At 67.9% G+C, this 20054-nt stretch carries 23 protein-coding genes; 16 read left to right on the top strand and 7 right to left on the bottom strand.

Features of this window, described 5'->3' with window-relative positions:
• Positions 1–29 precede the first annotated feature (29 nt).
• A complete protein-coding gene (locus tag AC5Y4H_RS14585; protein ID WP_499982800.1) occupies positions 30–1253 on the top strand; it encodes a sensor histidine kinase in 1224 nt (407 codons plus the stop codon).
• Positions 1250–1933: a two-component sensory transduction protein RegX gene (gene regX / locus AC5Y4H_RS14580; RefSeq protein ID WP_067352151.1), complete on the top strand. Its 684-nt coding sequence runs from the start codon at positions 1250–1252 to the stop codon at positions 1931–1933. The genes AC5Y4H_RS14585 and regX overlap by 4 nt, the downstream gene beginning before the upstream one ends.
• Positions 1934–1964: 31 nt before the next feature.
• Here the strand turns inward: regX and AC5Y4H_RS14575 are convergent, their stop codons facing one another.
• Positions 1965–2909, bottom strand: a complete 945-nt coding sequence (locus tag AC5Y4H_RS14575) for a tocopherol cyclase family protein (RefSeq protein WP_499982799.1) — start codon at positions 2907–2909, stop codon at positions 1965–1967.
• A gap of 22 nt (positions 2910–2931) precedes the next feature.
• On the bottom strand, positions 2932–3726 hold the full coding sequence (locus AC5Y4H_RS14570; protein WP_499982798.1) for a DUF3109 family protein: 795 nt from the start codon (positions 3724–3726) through the stop codon (positions 2932–2934).
• A 119-nt stretch (positions 3727–3845) separates the two neighbouring features.
• Between AC5Y4H_RS14570 and AC5Y4H_RS14565 the strand changes: the two genes are divergently transcribed.
• The 9 genes from AC5Y4H_RS14565 (at position 3846) to AC5Y4H_RS14525 (ending at position 11342) form a co-directional block, all read left to right on the top strand.
• The gene (locus AC5Y4H_RS14565; RefSeq protein WP_499982797.1) at positions 3846–4862 is read left to right on the top strand and encodes a Ppx/GppA family phosphatase; all 1017 of its coding nucleotides are present in this window, start codon (positions 3846–3848) and stop codon (positions 4860–4862) included.
• Positions 4859–5815 (top strand): Rv0497 family membrane protein, encoded by a 957-nt coding sequence (locus tag AC5Y4H_RS14560; protein WP_499982796.1) that lies wholly within the window; start codon positions 4859–4861, stop codon positions 5813–5815. Before AC5Y4H_RS14565 ends, AC5Y4H_RS14560 begins: the two co-directional genes overlap by 4 nt.
• A gap of 13 nt (positions 5816–5828) precedes the next feature.
• Positions 5829–6671, top strand: a complete 843-nt coding sequence (locus AC5Y4H_RS14555) for a sugar phosphate isomerase/epimerase family protein (protein WP_499982794.1) — start codon at positions 5829–5831, stop codon at positions 6669–6671.
• Positions 6672–6696: 25 nt separating this feature from the next.
• Complete coding sequence (locus tag AC5Y4H_RS14550) at positions 6697–7548, top strand: thioesterase family protein (RefSeq protein WP_499982793.1); 852 nt, start codon at positions 6697–6699, stop codon at positions 7546–7548.
• A gap of 27 nt (positions 7549–7575) precedes the next feature.
• Positions 7576–8448: a pyrroline-5-carboxylate reductase gene (proC, locus tag AC5Y4H_RS14545; protein ID WP_499982792.1), complete on the top strand. Its 873-nt coding sequence runs from the start codon at positions 7576–7578 to the stop codon at positions 8446–8448.
• Positions 8449–8586: 138 nt separating this feature from the next.
• Positions 8587–8844 carry a cell division/environmental response transcriptional regulator gene (locus tag AC5Y4H_RS14540; protein WP_499982791.1) on the top strand — a complete coding sequence of 86 codons (258 nt, stop codon included), beginning with the start codon at positions 8587–8589 and terminating at the stop codon, positions 8842–8844.
• A 148-nt stretch (positions 8845–8992) separates the two neighbouring features.
• Positions 8993–9094: a 30S ribosomal protein bS22 gene (locus tag AC5Y4H_RS14535; RefSeq protein ID WP_003402602.1), complete on the top strand. Its 102-nt coding sequence runs from the start codon at positions 8993–8995 to the stop codon at positions 9092–9094.
• Between the two features lie 50 nt (positions 9095–9144).
• The gene (locus AC5Y4H_RS14530) at positions 9145–10272 is read left to right on the top strand and encodes an SDR family oxidoreductase (RefSeq protein ID WP_499982790.1); all 1128 of its coding nucleotides are present in this window, start codon (positions 9145–9147) and stop codon (positions 10270–10272) included.
• Positions 10254–11342: a lysophospholipid acyltransferase family protein gene (locus AC5Y4H_RS14525; RefSeq protein WP_499982789.1), complete on the top strand. Its 1089-nt coding sequence runs from the start codon at positions 10254–10256 to the stop codon at positions 11340–11342. Before AC5Y4H_RS14530 ends, AC5Y4H_RS14525 begins: the two co-directional genes overlap by 19 nt.
• Positions 11343–11402: 60 nt before the next feature.
• Here AC5Y4H_RS14525 and AC5Y4H_RS14520 read toward each other — a convergent pair whose 3' ends face one another.
• The 5 genes from AC5Y4H_RS14520 to AC5Y4H_RS14500 form a co-directional block, all read right to left on the bottom strand.
• Positions 11403–12332, bottom strand: coding sequence for a cyclopropane mycolic acid synthase family methyltransferase (locus AC5Y4H_RS14520; protein WP_499982787.1), 930 nt, complete (start codon positions 12330–12332; stop codon positions 11403–11405).
• A complete protein-coding gene (locus AC5Y4H_RS14515) occupies positions 12333–12854 on the bottom strand; it encodes an FAS1-like dehydratase domain-containing protein (protein WP_499982786.1) in 522 nt (173 codons plus the stop codon).
• Between the two features lie 43 nt (positions 12855–12897).
• The gene (locus AC5Y4H_RS14510; protein WP_499982783.1) at positions 12898–13806 is read right to left on the bottom strand and encodes an HAD family hydrolase; all 909 of its coding nucleotides are present in this window, start codon (positions 13804–13806) and stop codon (positions 12898–12900) included.
• Between the two features lie 146 nt (positions 13807–13952).
• The gene (locus AC5Y4H_RS14505; protein WP_499982780.1) at positions 13953–14243 is read right to left on the bottom strand and encodes a WXG100 family type VII secretion target; all 291 of its coding nucleotides are present in this window, start codon (positions 14241–14243) and stop codon (positions 13953–13955) included.
• Positions 14236–14544, bottom strand: a complete 309-nt coding sequence (locus tag AC5Y4H_RS14500) for a WXG100 family type VII secretion target (protein ID WP_499982779.1) — start codon at positions 14542–14544, stop codon at positions 14236–14238. The genes AC5Y4H_RS14505 and AC5Y4H_RS14500 overlap by 8 nt, the downstream gene beginning before the upstream one ends.
• Before the next feature lie 60 nt (positions 14545–14604).
• Here AC5Y4H_RS14500 and AC5Y4H_RS14495 point away from each other — a divergent pair, with 60 nt between their 5' ends.
• The 5 genes from AC5Y4H_RS14495 to hemB all read left to right on the top strand — a co-directional run bounded on the left by AC5Y4H_RS14495 (position 14605) and on the right by hemB (position 20046).
• Entirely contained in the window at positions 14605–14874 is a 270-nt protein-coding gene (locus tag AC5Y4H_RS14495; RefSeq protein ID WP_499982778.1) for a glutaredoxin family protein, read from the top strand.
• Positions 14875–14999: 125 nt separating this feature from the next.
• Positions 15000–16370 (top strand): glutamyl-tRNA reductase, encoded by a 1371-nt coding sequence (locus AC5Y4H_RS14490; protein WP_499982776.1) that lies wholly within the window; start codon positions 15000–15002, stop codon positions 16368–16370.
• Between the two features lie 13 nt (positions 16371–16383).
• Positions 16384–17331 carry a hydroxymethylbilane synthase gene (gene hemC, locus AC5Y4H_RS14485; RefSeq protein WP_499982855.1) on the top strand — a complete coding sequence of 316 codons (948 nt, stop codon included), beginning with the start codon at positions 16384–16386 and terminating at the stop codon, positions 17329–17331.
• Between the two features lie 23 nt (positions 17332–17354).
• Positions 17355–19013, top strand: a complete 1659-nt coding sequence (locus AC5Y4H_RS14480) for a bifunctional uroporphyrinogen-III C-methyltransferase/uroporphyrinogen-III synthase (protein WP_499982774.1) — start codon at positions 17355–17357, stop codon at positions 19011–19013.
• 49 nt (positions 19014–19062) lie between these two features.
• On the top strand, positions 19063–20046 hold the full coding sequence (gene hemB / locus AC5Y4H_RS14475; protein ID WP_499982770.1) for a porphobilinogen synthase: 984 nt from the start codon (positions 19063–19065) through the stop codon (positions 20044–20046).
• Positions 20047–20054 lie beyond the last annotated feature (8 nt).

The raw sequence follows: 20054 nt of genomic DNA, 5'->3' as shown, positions 1-20054 counted from the left end.
CGTTCAGGAAGATTTGTAGGATTTGCTATGTGACTGTGTTCTCGGCGCTGTTGCTGGCCGGGGTTTTGTCCGTGCTGGCGCTGGCCGCAGGTGTACTGGTCGGGACCCGGCTATCACCGCGGGCGGTGCAGCGCCGGCAGCGGGTCGAGTGGACCGGGATCACCGTCGCGCAGATGCTGCAACGCATCGTGGCGCTGATGCCGCTGGGCGCGGCGGTGGTGGACGCGCATCGCGACGTCGTCTACCTCAATGACCGGGCCAAGGAGTTGGGCCTGGTGCGCGACCGTCAGCTCGATGACCAGGCCTGGGAGGCGGCGCAGCAAGCCCTGACCGGCGTCGACGTCGAATTCGACCTGCGGCCGGCGAAACGGGCGGGTGGCCGCTCCGGGCTCTCGGTACACGGGCAGGCCCGATTGCTCAGCGAAGAAGACCGCCGGTTCGCCGTGGTCTTCGCCCACGACCAGTCCGACTACGCGCGGATGGAAGCGACCAGACGCGACTTCGTGGCCAACGTCAGCCACGAGCTCAAGACGCCGGTGGGCGCCATGGCGTTGCTCGCCGAGGCCCTGCTGGCGTCGTCCGACGACTCCGAAACCGTGCGGCGGTTTGCCGAGAAGGTGCTCGTCGAGGCCAACCGGCTGGGGGACATGGTCGCCGAGCTGATCGAGCTGTCCCGGCTACAGGGAGCCGAACGGCTGCCCAACGTCATCGAGGTCGACGTCGACAAGGTTGTGGGCGAAGCGATTTCGCGCCACAAGGTGGGGGCCGACAACGCCGATATCGAGGTCCGCACCGACGCGCCCAGCGGTCTGCGGGTGCTGGGCGACGAGACGCTGCTGGTCACCGCCCTGGCCAACCTGGTGTCCAACGCCATCGCCTATTCGCCGAAGGGCTCGCCGGTCTCGATCAGCCGCCGCCGCCGCGGCGACAACATCGAGATCGCGGTGACCGACCGCGGCATCGGGATAGCCCTCGAGGACCAGGAGCGGGTTTTCGAGCGGTTCTTCCGAGGGGACAAGGCGCGCTCCCGCGCCACCGGCGGCAGTGGGTTGGGCCTGGCGATCGTCAAGCACGTCGCCGCCAACCACAACGGCAGCATCGGCGTGTGGAGCAAGCCCGGAACCGGATCGACATTCACGCTTTCCATTCCGGCGGCCGTAGCGTCTCACGAAGACGACGGCGAGTCCGAGCAGTCGCAGGGCCGCGACGTGCAGCCCAACCGCTCACAACGAGAGGAAGAACTAAGTCGATGACCAGTGTGCTGATCGTGGAGGACGAGGAGTCGCTGGCCGATCCGCTGGCGTTCCTGCTCCGCAAGGAGGGTTTCGAGGCCACCGTGGTGACCGACGGTTCGGCCGCGCTGGCCGAATTCGACCGGTGTGGCGCCGACATCGTGCTGCTCGACCTGATGCTGCCCGGAATGTCCGGCACCGACGTCTGCAAGCAGCTGCGTGCGCGCTCCAGCGTGCCGGTGATCATGGTGACCGCCCGCGACAGCGAGATCGACAAGGTGGTCGGCCTCGAACTCGGTGCCGACGACTATGTGACCAAGCCGTATTCGGCGCGTGAGTTGATCGCGCGGATCCGGGCGGTGTTGCGCCGCGGCGGTGACGACGATTCCGAGATCAGCGATGGTGTGCTGGAATCCGGTCCCGTGCGGATGGATGTCGAGCGCCACGTCGTTTCGGTCAATGGCGACACGATCACGTTGCCGCTCAAGGAGTTTGACCTTCTCGAGTACCTGATGCGCAACAGCGGGCGGGTGCTGACCCGCGGGCAGTTGATCGACCGGGTGTGGGGCGCCGACTACGTCGGCGACACCAAGACACTCGACGTCCACGTCAAGCGCCTGCGGTCCAAGATCGAAGCCGACCCGGCCAACCCGGTGCACCTGGTGACGGTACGAGGGCTGGGCTACAAGCTCGAAGGCTAGACAGGCGCCCGACCGGCGCAGCCGGGGAAGCTCACATCGGAATTCTTTCGTTGATCGCGGGTGCCTCCGTCCCGCGCAGGCCCACCTCGGCGTGTGCGAGCACCGTCCAGCGCCGGTGATCGATCTCGATGTGGACCTCCGCCTGTTCAGTGTTGGTGCACACCGCGGTGCCTCCGTCGGGATCGGTGTAGCCCAGACTCACGCATCGGTCCGGCGGTTGGTCGACGTGGATGAGCACCCGGCGACCGCCGATGCGTCCCGCCAGCTGCCAGTGCCGCGGGCTGAGCCTCGTCCGTAGCCGCAGCGATGGCAAAGTGCTTGCGGGCCAATCCTTTCCGTCGAGGCGGAAGCGCACGAAGGCCAGCGGTGCCAGCCTGCGAAGTCCTGGCTTGTGTGACACGGCGGTGACCACTTCCAGGACGTCGCCGCCACCGAGGTCGGCGTGGATCCATCCCCAGCGTGCCGCGTTGCCGTGCCCGTAGATGTGGGCGACGCCGCCGCGCCATCCCGCGACGGGTGCGGCGGTGTCTCCGACGGTCAATGAGCCGGTGAAGTCGGCGGTAGGGGCGAGGGCCACCTGTGCGCCGGGCAACAGCTCGCGCTCCCACATCCAGCGGGGGAACGTCCAGAGCGGGCGGGCGCTGTCCGTCCAGGACAGGTCCCAGGCCAGGGATCCGGCCCGTCCGGCCAGCCGCCCATCGGCCACTCGAACCCCGGCGGCGTTGAACCAGCCGGCATCGGTGGCGGGTCGCGCCGGTTCGGGGCCGAAGCGTTGGGTGTGTGGTAACCCGTCAGCCGGAAATCGGGTGACCCAGCCGTGCGCGTAGGGAGCGCCCTGCACGGGAGCCACTGTCTCGCAATGGATCCACAGCCCCGCCCGTGTCCGCAAGTCGGACAGGGTGGCGTACCAGACTTCGAGGCGCCCTGCCTCGCCGTGCCACCGGGGAGCCGCGGCCGAGCGCCTTTCGTCGTCCACTGCCCGCGGCCTGACGTCGTGGCTACTCGGCGAGGCGAGTCGCCGGATGTATCGCGATGAGCCCTAACTTGCTGCGCCGCTTGCACATTGCGGCCAGCTCCGAGTAGGCCTTCGCACCCAGCAGCTCGGTGAGTTCGTCGGCCAGGCTTTCCCACACCTGCTTGGCGCCGACATGGGCGGCCGGGTCGCCGGTGCAGTACCAGTGCAGGTCGGCGCCGCCGGAACCCCAACCGCGGCGGTCGTATTCGGTGACCCAGGTCTTGAGGATCTCGGTGCCGTCGGGCCGGGTCACCCACTCCTGGCTGCGACGGATCGGCAGCTGCCAGCAGACATCGGGCTTCATGGTCAGCGGCGGCACGCCCAGATTGAGGGCCTTGCTGTGCAGCGCGCAGCCGACACCGCCCGGAAAGCCCGGCCGGTTCAAGAAGATGCACGCATCCTTGTGCTTGCGGGTGCGGTACTGGGGTTGGCCGTCATGCTCGTCAAGTTCCAGATAACCCTTGCGGCCCAACCCTTTTTCGCGAAACTGCCAGTCGGCGTCGGTCAGCTTCTTCACCGCGTCATCCAGGCGGGCGCGGTCGTCGTCGTCGGACAGGAACGCACCGTGCGAGCAGCATCCGTCGTCGGGACGGCCCTCGACCGTGCCCCGGCAGGCCGGAGTGCCGAACACACATGTCCATCGGGACAGCAGCCAGGTCAGGTCCGCTGCGATCAGGTGCTCGGGATTGTCGGGGTCGTAGAACTCCACCCACTCGCGGGCGAAATCCAGCTCCACCTCTTGTCCCGGTTCCGGGTGCGAATTCGCCACGCAGTCCACGTTAGACCACGGTTCGGTCCATCCGAGCCGCTGACACTCGAGGCCCGTATGGCCACGGTCACGGCGCGTTGACCGGGTCGCGCAAAGCACCGTCCCGGGAACTTAGTTAGTTTGTTCACGTGCGATTGGGCGTTCTCGACGTGGGCAGCAACACGGTGCATCTGCTGGTGGTGGATGCCCACCGGGGCGGCCACCCGACGCCGATGAGCTCGACGAAAGCCACACTGCGTCTGGCCGAGGCCACCGACAGCGCCGGCAAGATCACCAAACGGGGTGCCGACAAGCTAATCTCCACGATCGACGAATTCGCCAAGATCGCCGACAGTTCGGGCTGCGCGGAGATGATGGCCTTCGCCACATCCGCGGTCCGGGACGCCGGCAATTCCGATGAGGTGCTGAGCCGGGTGCGCAAGGAGACTGGCGTCGAGTTGCGGGTGCTGACCGGGGTCGACGAGTCGCGGCTGACCTTCCTGGCGGTGCGCCGGTGGTACGGGTGGAGCGCCGGCCGAATCATCAACCTCGACATCGGTGGCGGCTCGCTGGAGATGTCCAGCGGCGTGGACGAGGAGCCCGAGGTCGCGTTGTCACTCCCCCTGGGCGCCGGACGGCTGACGCGCGAGTGGCTCCCCGACGATCCGCCCGGCCGGCGCCGAGTGGCGATGCTGCGCGACTGGCTGGATGCCGAGCTCTCCGAAGCCAGCGTGAACATCCTCGAGGCGGGTAATCCGGACCTGACGGTCGCGACATCGAAGACTTTTCGATCGCTGGCGCGGCTCACCGGCGCGGCGCCCTCGGGCGCCGGACCGCGGGTCAAGAGGACGCTTACAGCAAACGGCCTCAGGCAACTCATATCTTTCATCTCTAGGATGACGACCGCTGACCGGGCAGAACTGGAAGGAGTGAGCGCCGAGCGGGCACCGCAGATCGTTGCGGGTGCGCTGGTGGCGGAGGCAAGCATGCGAGCGCTGTCGATTGAATCGGTGGATATTTGCCCGTGGGCATTACGGGAAGGTCTCATCTTGCGCAAACTCGACAGCGAAGCCGACGGATCGGCCCTCATGGAGCCTTCGGTGCGCAATGCTGGAGGCCAGGTAGTTGATCGGAATCAGAACCGATCGAGAGGCGACAAACCATGACCGGACCGCACCCCGAGACCGAGGACTCCGGCACTCGGCCCATCTCGGTTGCCGAATTGCTGGCTAAAAACGGAACCATCGGTGCCCCGGCCGTCACCCGGCGGCGCCGCCGTCGGCGCGGCGACAGCGACGCGGTGACCGTCGCCGAACTGACCGGCGACCTCCCGGTGATCAGCGACGACGACGAAGCCGGATACGAGGCCACCGAAGCCACCGACACGATCGACGCCGCCGAACCGTCCACCCGCGCCAAACCGGCAACCGGGGACGAGCCCAGGGCGCCCTACTGGTCCGAGCCCGAGCCGCGCTGGCCCAAGTCACCGCCGCAGCCCAAGCGGGCGGGACCCGAGCGCAGCGAATACCCGCGGCCGTTGCCCGGGGCCGCCCGCGTGGGCTCGTCCGCCAATGGCACCGGGCAGCCGGGTTCAGAGGCCGAGGACATGAGCTTCGACCCGATGGACCCCTACGCCGATGTCCCGGTGGACGTCATGGACTCCGAGGTCCGCGAGGCCGAGCCGGCGCTGGAGGATTCCGCGTACGTGCGCTCCTTCCTGCGCTCCGAGGATTCCGACGATGACGAGGACGGATCCGGACCGCTGTCCGCCGGAGCACTCCGCGAGGAGCATTTCGATATCGAGGACCGGGACGCGGACGCCGACTCGGATGCGCACCTCGAAGGGGGCAGATTCGAGGCGGTGTGGCGCGGCGGCCTGGTCGTACTGCAGTCGATGCTGGCCGTCGCGTTCGGCGGCGGCTTGTTCGTCGCCTTCGATCAGCTGTGGCGCTGGAACAGCCTGGTGGCGCTGGTGCTGTCGGTGCTGGTCATCCTGGGCCTGGTGGCAGGGGTCCGGGTGGTTCGCAAAACCGAGGACATCGCCAGCACGTTGATCGCGGTCGCGGTGGGTGCGCTCATCACCCTGGGGCCCTTGGCGCTGTCGTTGCAGTCGGGCTAGCGGCACCTAGACAGTGCGCCCAGCCATCAAAGTCGGCCTCTCCACGGCTTCGGTGTACCCGTTGCGGGCCGAGGCCGCCTTCGAGTACGCGGCCCGGCTCGGCTATGACGGCGTCGAGCTGATGGTGTGGGCCGAGTCGGTCAGCCAGGATGTCGCCGCCGTCAAGAAGCTGTCGCGGCGCTACCGCGTCCCGGTGTTGTCCGTTCACGCGCCCTGCCTGCTCATCTCGCAGCGGGTGTGGGGCGCCAACCCGATACCCAAGCTGGACCGCAGCGTGCGCGCCGCCGAGCAGCTGGGCGCGCAGACCGTGGTTGTGCACCCGCCGTTTCGCTGGCAGCGCCGCTACGCCGAGGGCTTCAGTGAGCAGGTGGCGGAGCTGGAAGCGTCGACTGACGTGATGGTCGCCGTGGAGAACATGTTCCCGTTCCGCGCGGACCGGTTGTTCGGGGCCGGCCAGTCGCTGGAACGGATGCGCAAACGCGGTGGCGGTCCCGGACCCGCGATTTCGGCGTTCGCGCCCTCCTACGACCCGCTCGACGGCGACCACGCGCACTACACGCTGGACCTGTCCCACACCGCGACCGCGGGCACCGACTCGCTGGACATGGCCCAGCGGATGGGGGCGGGGCTGGTGCATCTGCACCTGTGCGACGGCAACGGTCTGCCCGCCGACGAGCATCTGGTGCCCGGGCGCGGCACCCAACCCACCGCCGAGGTGTGCCAGATGCTGTCCGGCAGCCACTTCGCCGGGCACGTCATCCTGGAGGTGTCGACATCCAGCGCCCGTTCCGCCAACGAGCGCGAGGCCATGCTCGCCGAGTCGCTGCAGTTTGCCCGCACGCACCTGCTGCGCTGACCAAGCCAGGAGAAATCCAAAAAACATGAGTGCGCTGTTCACCACCGCAATGACGCTGCGGGAGGTCGGTTCGGGCGTCTTCGAGGGCGAGCTCGACAAGCGCTGGACCATCGGTCCCAAGGTGCACGGCGGTGCGATGCTGGCGCTGTGCGCCAACGCCGCCCGCACCGCCTGCGGTGGGCAGTCCGACGGGCTCGAGCCGGTCCAGCAGCCCGTCGCGGTGTCGGCGAGCTTCCTGTGGGCGCCCGACCCCGGTCCGGTGCAGCTGGTGACCTCGCTGCGCAAGCGGGGCCGCCGGATCAGTGTCGTCGACGTCGAGCTCAACCAGGGCGACCGTACGGCGGTGCACGCCGTGGTCAACCTCGGCGAACCCGAGCACTGGCATCGGGACGGTTCGGAAGGGGTAGCCAGGCCGCTGTTGTCGGCCAACCCGGTGCTGGACCTGATGGCGCCCGAGCCCCCCGCCGACATCGAGCCGATCGGACCGGGGCATCCGCTGGCCGGCCTCGTGCACCTGGGGGAGGGCTGCGACGTGCGGCCGGTGTTGTCGACGATGGCGCCCCGCAGCGACGGGCGCCCGCCGGTGATCCAGATGTGGGCGCGCCCCCGCGGGGTGGCTCCAGACGCGCTGTTCGCGTTGATGTGCGGCGATCTGTCGGCGCCGGTGACCTTCGCCGTGGACCGCACGGGCTGGGCCCCCACAATTCAGCTCACGGCGTTTCTGCGGGGCCTGCCGGCCGATGGCTGGCTGCGCATCGTCGCGACGTGCACCGAGATCGGGCAGGACTGGTTCGACGAAGACCACACCGTCGTCGACAGCCTGGGCCGCCTGGTGGTGCAGGCCCGCCAGTTGGCACTGGTCCCTGCCGCTCGCTAGGGCCCGGTGTCTGCGATGCTGTCCGGCATGGCAAGAATCGCGATCATCGGTGGCGGCAGCATCGGGGAGGCGCTGCTGTCGGGTCTGCTGCGGGCGGGCCGGCAGGTCAAGGACCTGGTGGTGGTCGAGCGGGTTCCCGAGCGTGCCAAGTACCTGGCCGACACCTATTCCGTGTTGATCGGTTCGCTCTCCGAAGCGGTGGAGAACGCGTCATTCGTCGTGGTCGCGGTCAAGCCCGCCGATGTCGAGTCGGTGATGGCGCAGATCGCCCGCGCGGCCGCGGCCGCCGAGAGCGATACCGCCGAGCAGGTCTTCGTCACGGTCGCGGCCGGCGTCACCACCACCTACTTCGAGTCGAAGCTCCCGGCCGGGACGCCGGTGGTGCGGGCGATGCCGAACGCGGCGGCCCTGGTCGGTGCGGGGGTCACGGCCCTGGCCAAGGGGAGGTTCGTCACCGCGGAGCAGCTCGAAGGCGTCTCGGCCCTGTTCGACTCCGTCGGGGGCGTCCTGAGCGTTCCGGAGGGCCAGATGGACGCCGTCACCGCGCTGTCCGGCTCCGGCCCGGCGTATTTCTTCCTGCTGGTCGAGGCCCTGATCGACGCCGGCGTCGCCGCGGGCCTGAGCCGCGAGGTGGCCGCCGACCTGACCGCGCAGACCATGGCCGGCTCGGCCGCCATGTTGCTCGAGCGCATGGACGCCGATCGGCAGGGTGTGGCCGAGGCGCCCGGGCTGCGGGTGGATGCCACGGCCACGCAGTTGCGGGCGACGGTGACCTCGCCCGGCGGCACCACCGCGGCCGGGCTGCGCGAGCTGGAACGAGGGGGCCTGCGAGCGGCCGTCGACGCGGCCGTTCAAGCCGCCAAAATGCGCTCTGAGCAGCTAAGAATTACATCAGAGTAATCCAAGTTTTTTGAATTGATTGTCCCCCACCAGTACCAGTAACCCCATTAGTCCCGCTATTCTCCTCTTGTAAGCACGTGTGGGTGCCAGCGGAGGGGAAGCCGCTGGCATGCGCGTGCCTGACACGATTGGGTTGCGATGACGTCTAGTAACGGGCCATCAGCGCGAGATGCTGCAGGTAAGCCACGGGACGCCGGTCCCGTAGACAGCCAGCAGGGTAGGACGCAGTTTCTCACCGTCGCGGAGGTAGCGGCGTTGATGCGGGTCTCAAAGATGACGGTGTACCGGTTGGTGCACAACGGCGAGCTGCCCGCGGTCCGGGTGGGCCGGTCCTTCCGGGTGCACGCCAAGGCCGTCCACGACATGCTGGAGACGTCCTACTTCGACGCCGGCTGACCTGAAACGGTGCCGTTTGCGGGCGGCCCCCAGGCTTCGCGGGTGCGCGGCGATCGGGCCGATGCCAGTTTGGTGTCAGGTGCGTTCTGCCGGGTAAAGTGTCCGGGTCCAATCTTTTGAAGCAGGTCACGGTCAGATAGCGGAGTTCATGGGTTCAGTAATCAAGAAGCGGCGCAAGCGTATGTCGAAGAAGAAGCACCGCAAGCTGCTGCGTCGCACCCGGGTGCAGCGCAGAAAACTCGGTAAGTAACCCGCTCGCGGCGTAGTGCCGCAGTCTTGCCTGGCCGCTAGGCTGTTCGAGTGGATCCGACGAACGGGGAGAACGCCGGGCCGGGCGACACCGCAGCCAACACCGTGCATTATCCCAAAGTCGTGCTGGTCACCGGCGCGTGCCGGTTTCTGGGCGGCTACCTGACGGCTCGGCTCGCGCAGAACCCGATGATCAACGCGGTCATCGCGGTGGATGCGATAGCGCCGAGCAAGGACATGCTGCGCCGGATGGGGCGCGCCGAGTTCGTCCGAGCCGACATTCGGAATCCGTTCATAGCCAAGGTGATTCGCAACGGCGACGTCGACACGGTGGTGCACGCGGCGGCCGCCTCGTATGCGCCGCGATCCGGCGGCACCGCCGCGTTGAAAGAGATCAACGTGATGGGCGCGATGCAACTGTTCGCGGCCTGCCAGAAGGCGCCCTCGGTGCGCCGGGTCGTGCTCAAGTCGACGTCCGAGGTGTACGGCTCGAGCGCTCACGACCCGGTGATGTTCACCGAGGACAGCACCAGCCGTCGACCGTTCCGCGACGGTTTCGCCAAAGACAGCCTGGACATCGAGGCGTACGCACGTGGATTGGGACGGCGCCGCCCCGACATCGCCGTGACGATCCTGCGGCTGGCCAACATGATCGGCCCGGCGATGGACACCACGCTATCGCGTTATCTAGCTGGGCCTTTGGTGCCGACCATGTTCGGCCGCGACGCACGCCTGCAATTGCTGCACGAGCAGGATGCACTGGGTGCGCTGGAGCGTGCGGCGATGGCCGGCAAGGCCGGCACATTCAACATCGGCGCCGACGGCATCATCATGCTGTCGCAGGCGATCCGGCGGGCCGGCCGGATTCCGTTGCCAGTACCGAGTTTCGGTGTCTGGGCCCTGGATTCGTTACGCCGCGCCAACCGCTACAACGAGATCAGCCGTGATCAGTTCGATTATTTGAGTTACGGCCGAGTCATGGACACCAGCCGGATGCGTTCGGAACTCGGCTACCAGCCGAAATGGTCGACAGCGGAGGCATTCGACGACTACGTTCGCGGCCGCAGCTTAACTCCCATTATCGACCCACTTCGGGTACGCTCCTTGGAAGATCGCGCGATAGCCCTAGCGCAGCGTTGGGGTAGCCGAAATCCAATTCCGTGGGGTGGGGTCAGGTAGGTATCGTGGCGGGCGAAAACAGAGCGAATGTCATTCCGCTGCACACGAATCGGGGTCGGGTGGCAGCGCGTCGGAGAGCCGACCAGCGCGCGGAGTCTTCTCGCCAACATCCCTCCTTACTTTCCGATCCGAACGGTCGGGCATCTGCGGAGCAAATCGCCGCGGTGGTCCGCGAAATCGACGAGCACCGCCGTGCCGCGGGGTCATCGTCGGCCGACGCGCCGCTGAACGACCTGGCACAGCGCGTCGCGGCGGTCGCCGGATTCATTCGCCAGCGGCTCACCGGCGATTACAGCGTCGACGAGTTCGGCTTCGACCCGCACTTCAACAGCGCGATCGTCCGGCCATTGCTGCGGCCGTTCTTCCGATCCTGGTTCCGGGTCGAGGTGAGCGGAATCGAGAACCTGCCGGACGACGGCGCCGCGCTGGTGGTCGCCAACCACGCCGGCGTGTTGCCGTTCGACGGGCTGATGCTGTCGGTGGCGGTGCACGATGAGCACCCCGCGCAGCGCGACATGCGGCTGCTGGCCGCGGACATGGTGTTCGATCTGCCGGTGGTGGGGGAGGCGGCCCGCAAGGCCGGCCACACCATGGCCTGCACGACGGACGCGCACCGGTTGCTCGCCGCCGGCGAGCTCACCGCCGTCTTCCCGGAGGGCTACAAGGGGCTGGGCAAGCGCTTCGAGGACCGTTACCGGCTGCAGCGGTTCGGCCGCGGCGGATTCGTCACGGCGGCGCTGCGGACGAAGGCGCCGATCATTCCCTGCTCGATCATCGGGTCCGAAGAGATCTACCCGATGCTGACCGACGTCAAGCTGTTGGCGCGGCTGTTCGGGCTGCCGTACTTCCCGGTCACGCCGCTGTTCCCGCTGGCCGGGCCCATGGGCTTGGTGCCGCTCCCGTCGAAATGGCACATCGCGTTCGGCGAGCCGATCCACACCGGCGACTACGCAGCCTCCGACGCCGAGGACCCGATGGTCACCTTCGAGCTGACCGACCAGGTGCGCGAGACCATCCAGCAGACTCTGTACCGGTTGCTGGCCGGCCGCCGCAACATCTTCTTCGGCTGAGCCCCGAAAAAGTAAACGCCACCGCGGAAGCCGCGGTGGCGTTTCCTTTCGGGGGCGTGGCTACTTGACCATCGTGAACTGGCAGACGTTCGTGTAGCCATCGCGGAACAAGTCCGAGCAGCCCCGCAGATACTTCAAGTAGATGTCGTAGGTCTCCTGCCCCTTAAGGGCAATCGCCTCTTCCTTGTGCGCCTCGAGGGCATCGCCCCAGGCGGTCAACGTCGGGACGTAATTTTTGCCGATGAAGTGGTGGCGCTCGATCTTGAAACCCGCGTCAGTCGAGTACTTGTCGACCAGGTTCACCTGGGGCAATTTTCCGCCCGGGTAGATCTCCTTCAGGATGAAGCTGATGAACCGCAGCAGGGTCATGTTCACCTGCAGACCCATCGCCTTGCCCTCTTCGGCAGTGGGCACCACGATCGAGTGCAGCAGCATGCGGCCTTCGTCGGGCAGCAAGTCGTAGTACTTCTTGAAAAAGGTGGCGTAGCGCTCGTAGCCGGCGTCACCGGCGCCGTCGGCGAAGTGCTCGAAAGCGCCCAGCGACACGATGCGGTCGATCTGGACGTCGCCGGGGAATTCCTCCCAGCCCTGGATCCGCACCTCCTTGCGGCGCGGGCTGTCCATCTTGTCGAACTCCGCCACACAGTGGGCGTACTGGTTCTCGCTGAGCGTCAGGCCGATGACGTTGACGTCGTACTCGGCCACCGCGTGCCGCATCGTCGAGCCCCAGCCGCTGCCGATGTCCAGCAGTGTCATGCCGGGCTCGAGGTTCAGCTTGTCCAGGGCGAGCTTGCGCTTGGCGTACTGCGCCTCTTCCAGCGTCTTGGTCAGGTTCTGCGGGTCCGGGTTTTCGTCGAAGTAACCGCAGCTGTAGGTCATCGAGGGGTCGAGCCAGAGTTTGAAGAACTCGTTCGATTTGTCGTAGTGCGACCGGACTTTCTCGACCGGCGGCTTCAGTTGCGTGCTTCCCGTGTCCCCCTGTGCGGACATTTACGACGCCCCTAACTTCCCTGCGGATATCGATGCAACTGCTGCGGCGGTCGCCGCAACGTCGGCTTCGTTTGTGGATTCGCCCAACATCGTGACGACACTGGTGACAATCGGGTTGCCCTTGGCGTCGGTCACTTCGCTGCGGATCTCAGCGAGCACTGTGCCATGGGACTCGATCACCGAGTCGAGATACGTGTCGAAGTACAGCCTATCGTGCGCCAGGATCGGCCGGTGGAACTTGAACTTCTGATCGCGGTGGATCACCCTGGCGATGTTGATCGGGATGCTGAACTTGGTGAAGATCTCCAGCTGAACACGGCGCCCGGCGATCGCGAGGAACGTCAGGGGCGCCACCATGTCGGTGTACCCCGCTTTCTCGGATTCGCTCTCGTCGAAGTGCGCCGGGTGGTCGTCTTTGATCGCCGCCGCGAACTCGCGGATCTTCTCGCGGCCGACCTCGAAGTAGTCGGGTGCGCGGTAATGGCTGCCGATGAGCCCTTCGGCTTCCTTGGGGACTGTCATGGCGCTATGCCTCCGCTCGATTTTGTCTGCGCGGCGCAGCCTATCAGCGCGATTGCCGCCGGGAGGCCAGCGCGGCCAACGCACCGCCGGCCGCGCCGAGCGCCAACGCCGACGGCACCCCGATCCGGGCCGCCTTGCGAGCGGTGCGGAAATCGCGGATCTCCCAGTTGCGCTCCCGGGCCAGGGCGCGCAGCCGAGCGTCGGGATTGATCGCGACCGCGGTGCCCACCAGCGACAGCATCGGCACGTCGTTGAAGCTGTCCGAGTAGGCCGTGCAGCGTTTCAGATTGAGGCCCTCGCGGATAGCCAGCGATCGCACGGCGTGCGCCTTGCCGGTGCCGTGCAGGATGTCGCCGACCAGCCTGCCGGTGAAGACGCCGTCGACGGATTCCGCGACCGTGCCCAGCGCGCCGGTCAGGCCGAGGCGTCGCGCGATGGTTGCGGCGAGTTCGTACGGTGTGGCGGTGATCAGCCACACCTGCTGGCCGGCGTCCAGATGCATCTGCGTGAGCTCGCGGGTGCCGGGCCAGATCTTGTCGGCGATGATCTCGTCGTAGATCTCCTCGCCCAGCGCGACCAGCTGTTCGACCGATCGGCCCTCGATGAAGGCGAGCGCCTTGCGCCGGCCGGCGGCGACGTCGTTGCTGTTTTCCGTCCCGAGGATCTGGAACTTGGCCTGCGCGTAGATGAATCCGACCACATCGCGATAGGTGAAGTAGTTGCGCGTGGCCAGCCCGCGGCCGAAATGCACCGCCGACGAGCCCTGCACGAGCGTGTTGTCCACGTCGAAGAACGCTGCGGCGGTCAGGTCGATCGGGGGCTGCGGGCGGTCTTCCGAGGCGGCGGCTTCCCGCATGCCCTCGATCGCGCGCGCGGCGCTGGCGTCCGCGGCCAGCGACTCCGGGTCAACGTAACCGGGTTGGTCCGCGTTGACCGGGTCAAAGGAAGTCATCGTCAAACCTCCTAGATCGCTGTGTTGCCTGGCGACCCAGCGGGTGCCCGATCTGTAACCCTATCGGGCAGATGGCGTGGGGGCGTTGACGTGTCCGGGGCTCGCCGATGAGTTCAGCGGGGTCACCCGCCGGCGGGGTCCTTCGCTCACGACCACATGCCGAGATTCGTCGATATAGCGCCCGTGTAGTTGCCGTGCGCGGTCGTGGCCACCTTCTCCAGTTGCGCGAGCGCTTCGCGCATCATCGCCTCGCCGCGAACCCAGTGCTGATGCGCTTCGGCATGGGCCGACGCGGCGGCGCCCCTCCACGATGCGTTCAAACGGGTTACGCGAGAGTTGATCTCGGCGATCATGTCTTCGGCGTAGCGCTGAAACGTCGCCATCCGCTGCACCGTGTCGGCCAATGCCTGCGGATCGACCCGAAACGCCTCAGCCACCGCGCACCGCCCGTTCCGCCTGCGCGAACCCGACCTCGTTGCCCCGATACGCCGCGTCGGCCCGACCCACCAGGTGCGCCAGCATCGACAACCCCAGTTCCACCTCGCGGGCGCCCTTATGCCACAGCTCCCAGGCGGATCCGTACCCGGTGCCCGCCGCACCCTGCCAGCCACCCAGCAGCTGACCCACCTCCTCGTCGAGCTGGGACAGCTGAGCCGAAAGTTGCTCGGCCGCACCGCTGAGCGAGACGGCGGCGCCCTGCATCGCGACGGGATCGACGCGCAGCGTTTCGTCGGCCATCGTCGGAACATAATGCCTGGTAAATCGCCTGCACAAGTCACCGATGCCACACTGGTGCCCATGACCGAGGACCCCGGCCGGCCGCAGGTGGAGTTGTTGACCCGCGACGGGTGCACCATCTGCCAGCGCGTGCATGCGCGGTTGGTCGAACTGGCCGGCGAGTTGGGCTTCGCGTTGTCGACGACCGACGTCGACGCCGCCGCCGCCGCGGGCAACACCGCGCTGCGGGCCGAGTTCGGCGATCGGCTGCCAGTCATCCTGCTCGAGGGCCGCGAACACAGCTACTGGGAGATCGATGAGCCCCGGCTGCGGGCCGATCTGGGCCGCTGACCCGCTGGGCGCCCGGCTACCGGCCGGCGCGGGGCGATTATTTGGTAGCCCAGCTGATAAACGATTACCTTGGACAGCAGTTCAGGTACTGGAGGAAGCAAGGGAGCTGGCCAGGTGATGCTGCCGTGAGCGTCTTGCTCTTCGGGGTTTCGCACCGCAGTGCGCCGGTCTCCGTCTTGGAACAACTCAGCATCGACGAGTCCGACCAGGGCAAGATCGTCGATCGGGTGCTGCAGTCGCCACTGGTGACCGAGGCGATGGTGCTGTCGACATGCAACCGGGTCGAGGTCTACGCGGTGGTGGACGCGTTCCACGGCGGGTTGGCGGTGATCGGGCAGGTGCTGTCGGAGCAGTCGGGCATGTCGATGGCCGACCTGACCAAATATGCGTACGTCCGGTACAGCGAGGCCGCCGTCGAGCACCTGTTCGCGGTCGCGAGCGGCCTGGATTCCGCGGTGATCGGCGAGCAGCAGGTGCTTGGCCAGGTCCGCCGCGCGTACGCCGACGCCGAGACCAACCGCACCGTCGGGCGGATATTGCACGAGCTGGCGCAGCGGGCGTTGTCGGTGGGCAAGCGGGTGCATTCCGAGACCGCCATCGACGCCGCCGGCGCCTCGGTGGTGTCCGTCGCCCTCAACATGGCCGAGCGCCGCCTGGGCGGACTGTCGGGCAAGACCGCGGTGCTGGTCGGCGCCGGAGCGATGGGTGCGCTGGCCGCAGGACACCTCTCCCGCGCGGGCATCGGGCATGTGCACGTGGTCAACCGTTCGTTGTCCCGGGGACAGCGTCTGGTCCGCAAGATCCGCAACGCCGGTGTGCCGGCCGACGCCGTGGGCTTGGAGCGCCTTGCCGACACCTTGGCGGGTGCCGACGTCGTCGTCAGCTGTACTGGCGCGGTGACGCCGGTAATCTCGCTGGCCGACGTGCACCACGCGCTGGCCGCCGCCCACCGCGACGAGGAGGCGCGCCCTCTGGTGATCTGCGACCTGGGCATGCCGCGCGACGTCGCCCCGGCGGTGGCCGGGCTGCCCGGCGTCTGGGTCGTCGACGTGGACCGCGTGCAGCACGAGCCTTCTGCCCACGCCGCGGCCGCGGACGTGGACGCCGCCCGCACCATCGTCGCCACCGAAGTTGCTGCCTATCTGGCCGGACAACGGATGGCCGAGGTGACACCGACGGTCACGGCGCTGCGGCAGCGCGCCGCCGATGTCGTCGAGGCGGAATTGCTGCGGCTCGACAACCGGCTGCCGGGCCTCGAGAGCGCCCAGCGCGAAGAGGTTGCGCGCACCGTGCGACGAGTGGTGGACAAGCTGCTCCACGCGCCGACCGTGCGGATCAAACAGCTCGCCAGTGCGCCCGGCGGCGACAGCTACGCCGAGGCGCTGCGCGAACTCTTCGAACTCGACCAGACCGCCGTCGATGCCGTGGCTGCGGGCGAATTGCCAGTCATCGCAAACGGATTCGACGCGGGCAGCCCGCAGCAAACCGCCGAGTAGGCGATTGGCGACCGTGATCCGGATAGGCACCCGGGGCAGCCTTTTGGCCACCACCCAGGCCGGCGTCGTCAGAGACGCCTTGATCGCCCTCGGGCATTCCGCGGAGCTGGTGACCATCAGCACCGAAGGTGACCGTTCGTCGGCGCCCATCGAGTCCCTCGGGGTGGGCGTCTTCACCACCGCGCTGCGCGAGGCCATGGAGGAGCGGCGTGTCGACGCCGCGGTGCACTCCCATAAGGACCTGCCGACCGCCGACGACCCCAGGTTTGCTGTGGCGGCCATCCCCGTGCGCAACGACCCGCGTGACGCGGTGGTGGCGCGGGATGGTCTGGTGCTCGCGGAGTTGCCGGCCGGTTCGCTGGTGGGGACCTCATCACCGCGGCGGGCCGCGCAGCTTAGAGCATTGGGTCTCGGTTTGGAAATCCGCCCCCTACGAGGCAACCTAGATACCAGGTTGAACAGGGTAAGCAGTGGTGATCTCGACGCGATCGTGGTAGCCCGGGCGGGACTCGCCCGGATCGGTCGCCTCGACGATGTCACCGAGACGCTAGAGCCGGTGCAGATGTTGCCAGCACCGGCTCAGGGTGCGCTCGCCGTCGAATGCCGTGCCGGTGACAGTCGGCTGGCGGCAGTGCTGGCGGAACTGGACGACGCCGACACGCGCGCGTCGGTCACCGCCGAGCGAGCCCTGCTGGCCGAACTGGAGGCCGGTTGTTCCGCACCGGTGGGCGCGATCGCCGAAGTGGTCGAGTCCATCGATGAGGATGGCCGGGTCTTCGAAGAGCTGTCGCTGCGCGGTTGCGTGGCGGCTCTGGACGGGTCCGACGTGATCCGTGCGTCCGGTATCGGCAGTCCCGATCGGGCACGAGAGCTTGGGCTTTCGGTGGCCGCGGAGCTGTTCGAGCTGGGCGCCCGAGAGCTGATGAGCGAAGCGCGGCAAGACCCGTCGCGAGGAAAATAAATGCGAGTTACGTGGGAGCGACAATGACGACGCGAGGGCGTAAGCCGACACCCGGCCGCATCACGTACGTGGGCTCCGGCCCGGGTGACCCGGGATTACTGACGACCCGGGCCGCCACGGTGCTGGCGAACGCCGCTTTGGTGTTCACCGATCCCGACGTGCCTGAGCCGGTGCTGGCCCTGATCGGCAAAGACCTGCCGCCGGTTTCCGGCCCGGCCCAGGCCGAGGCGCCCGCCCCGAACGGCGACAGCAGTGCCGTCCAGGGCAAGGCGCAGCCCGCGGTGATATCCGGTGGTCCCGATATCCGCCCGGCGCTGGGTGACCCCGCCGAGGTGGCCAAGACGCTGACCGCTGAGGCGAAGACGGGCGCCGACGTGGTGCGGCTGGTGGCCGGTGACCCGCTGACGGTCGACGCGGTCATCACCGAGGTCAACGCCATAGCGCGGAGCCACCTGCACATCGAGATCGTGCCGGGGCTGGCCCCCAGCGATGCCGTCCCCACGTACGCGGGGCTGCCGCTGGGCTCGTCCCATACGGTCGCCGACGTGCGCGGTGACGTGGACTGGGAGGCGCTGGCGGCGGCGCCCGGTCCGCTGATTCTGCAGGCCACGTCGTCGCATCTGCCTGACGCCGCGCGCACCTTGATCGAGCACGAGCTGGCCGAGAACACCCCGTGCGTGGTGACCGCCCACGGCACCACCTGCCAGCAGCGTTCCATCGAGACCACGCTGCACGGCCTGACCGACTCGGCGGTGCTGGGCGGTACCGACCCCGCCGGTCCGTTGACCGGCCCGCTGGTGGTGACCATCGGCAAGACGGTGGCCAGCCGGGCGAAGCTGAACTGGTGGGAGAGCCGTGCGCTGTACGGCTGGACCGTGCTGGTGCCGCGCACCAAGGATCAGGCCGGCGAGATGAGCGAGCGCCTGACCTCCTACGGCGCGCTGCCGATCGAGGTGCCGACCATCGCCGTCGAGCCGCCGCGCAGCCCCGCTCAGATGGAAAGGGCCGTCAAGGGATTGGTCGACGGCCGCTTCCAGTGGGTGGTGTTCACCTCCACCAACGCGGTGCGAGCGGTGTGGGAGAAGTTCGGCGAGTTCGGTTTGGACGCGCGCGCGTTCTCCGGAGTGAAGATCGCGTGTGTGGGCGAGTCGACCGCCGACCGGGTCCGGGCGTTCGGGATCAGCCCCGAACTGGTGCCGGCCGGCGAACAGTCCTCGTTGGGTCTGCTTGACGACTTCCCGCCCTACGACAGCATTTTCGACCCGGTCAACCGCGTCCTGCTGCCGCGGGCCGACATCGCCACCGAGACGCTGGCCGAGGGCCTGCGCGAACGGGGCTGGGAGATCGAGGATGTCACCGCCTACCGGACGGTGCGGGCCGCCCCGCCGCCGGCGGAGACACGGGAAATGATCAAGACCGGTGGATTCGACGCGGTGTGCTTCACGTCCAGCTCCACGGTGCGAAACCTGGTCGGCATCGCGGGCAAGCCGCACGCACGGACGATCATCGCCTGCATCGGTCCCAAGACCGCTGAGACCGCAGCCGAATTCGGTCTGCGGGTGGATGTCCAGCCCGAGACCGCCGCGGTTGGCCCGCTGGTCGACGCGCTGGCCGAACACGCCGCGCGGTTGCGCGCCGAGGGCGCGCTGCCACCGCCGCGCAAAAAGAGCCGCAGGCGCTAGTGGCGATCGCAAGCGCGGAACGCGCGCAGCGGGTCGCCACTCAACGAGCATGAGTGCCTATCCGCGGCAGCGCCCGCGCCGGCTTCGCACAACTCCTGCACTCCGTCGTTTGGTGGCGCAAACATCGTTGGAGCCAAGGCATTTGGTGCTACCGATGTTCGTCGCCGACGGCATCGACGAACCCAGGCCGATCACTTCCATGCCGGGCGTGGTGCAGCACACCCGTGATTCGTTGCGCAGCGCGGCGGCCGCCGCCGTCGCCGCGGGGGTCGGCGGGCTGATGCTGTTCGGCGTGCCCCGCGATGAGGACAAGGATCCGGTCGGGTCGGTTGGGACCGACCCCGATGGCATCCTCAATGTCGCGCTGCGGGACCTGGCCAAGGACCTCGGCGAGGCCACCGTGCTGATGGCCGACACCTGCCTGGACGAGTTCACCGACCACGGGCACTGCGGCGTCCTCGACGCCCGCGGCCGCGTCGACAACGACGCCACCGTGGCCCGGTATGTGGAACTCGCTGTGGCGCAAGCTGAGTCGGGTGCTCACGTGGTGGGGCCGAGCGGCATGATGGACGGACAGGTGGGTGCGATCCGCGACGGATTGGACGCCGCGGGCTTCACCGATGTGGCGATTCTGGCCTATGCCGCCAAGTTCGCCTCGGTGTTCTATGGCCCGTTTCGTGAGGCGGTCAGCTCCAGCCTCTCCGGCGACCGGCGCACCTATCAGCAGGAGGCGGGCAACGCCCGGGAGGCGCTCCGCGAGATCGAGCTCGATCTCGACGAGGGTGCCGACATCGTGATGGTCAAGCCGGCGATGAGTTATCTCGACGTGGTCGCGGCCGCCGCCGACGTTTCGCCCGTTCCCGTGGCCGCCTATCAGGTGTCGGGGGAGTACGCGATGATTTGCGCTGCGGCCGCGAATAATTGGATCGATGAGCGCGCCGCGGCGCTGGAGTCACTGATCAGCATCCGGCGCGCCGGAGCCGACATCGTTCTCACATATTGGGCCGCCGATGCGGCAGGGTGGCTCTCGTGAGAGGGGCC

It is taken from the genome of Mycobacterium sp. NGS58, from assembly GCF_059812385.1.
The sequence above is the reverse complement of the archived record's forward strand: the minus strand, read 5'-3'. Positions and strand labels throughout refer to the sequence as shown.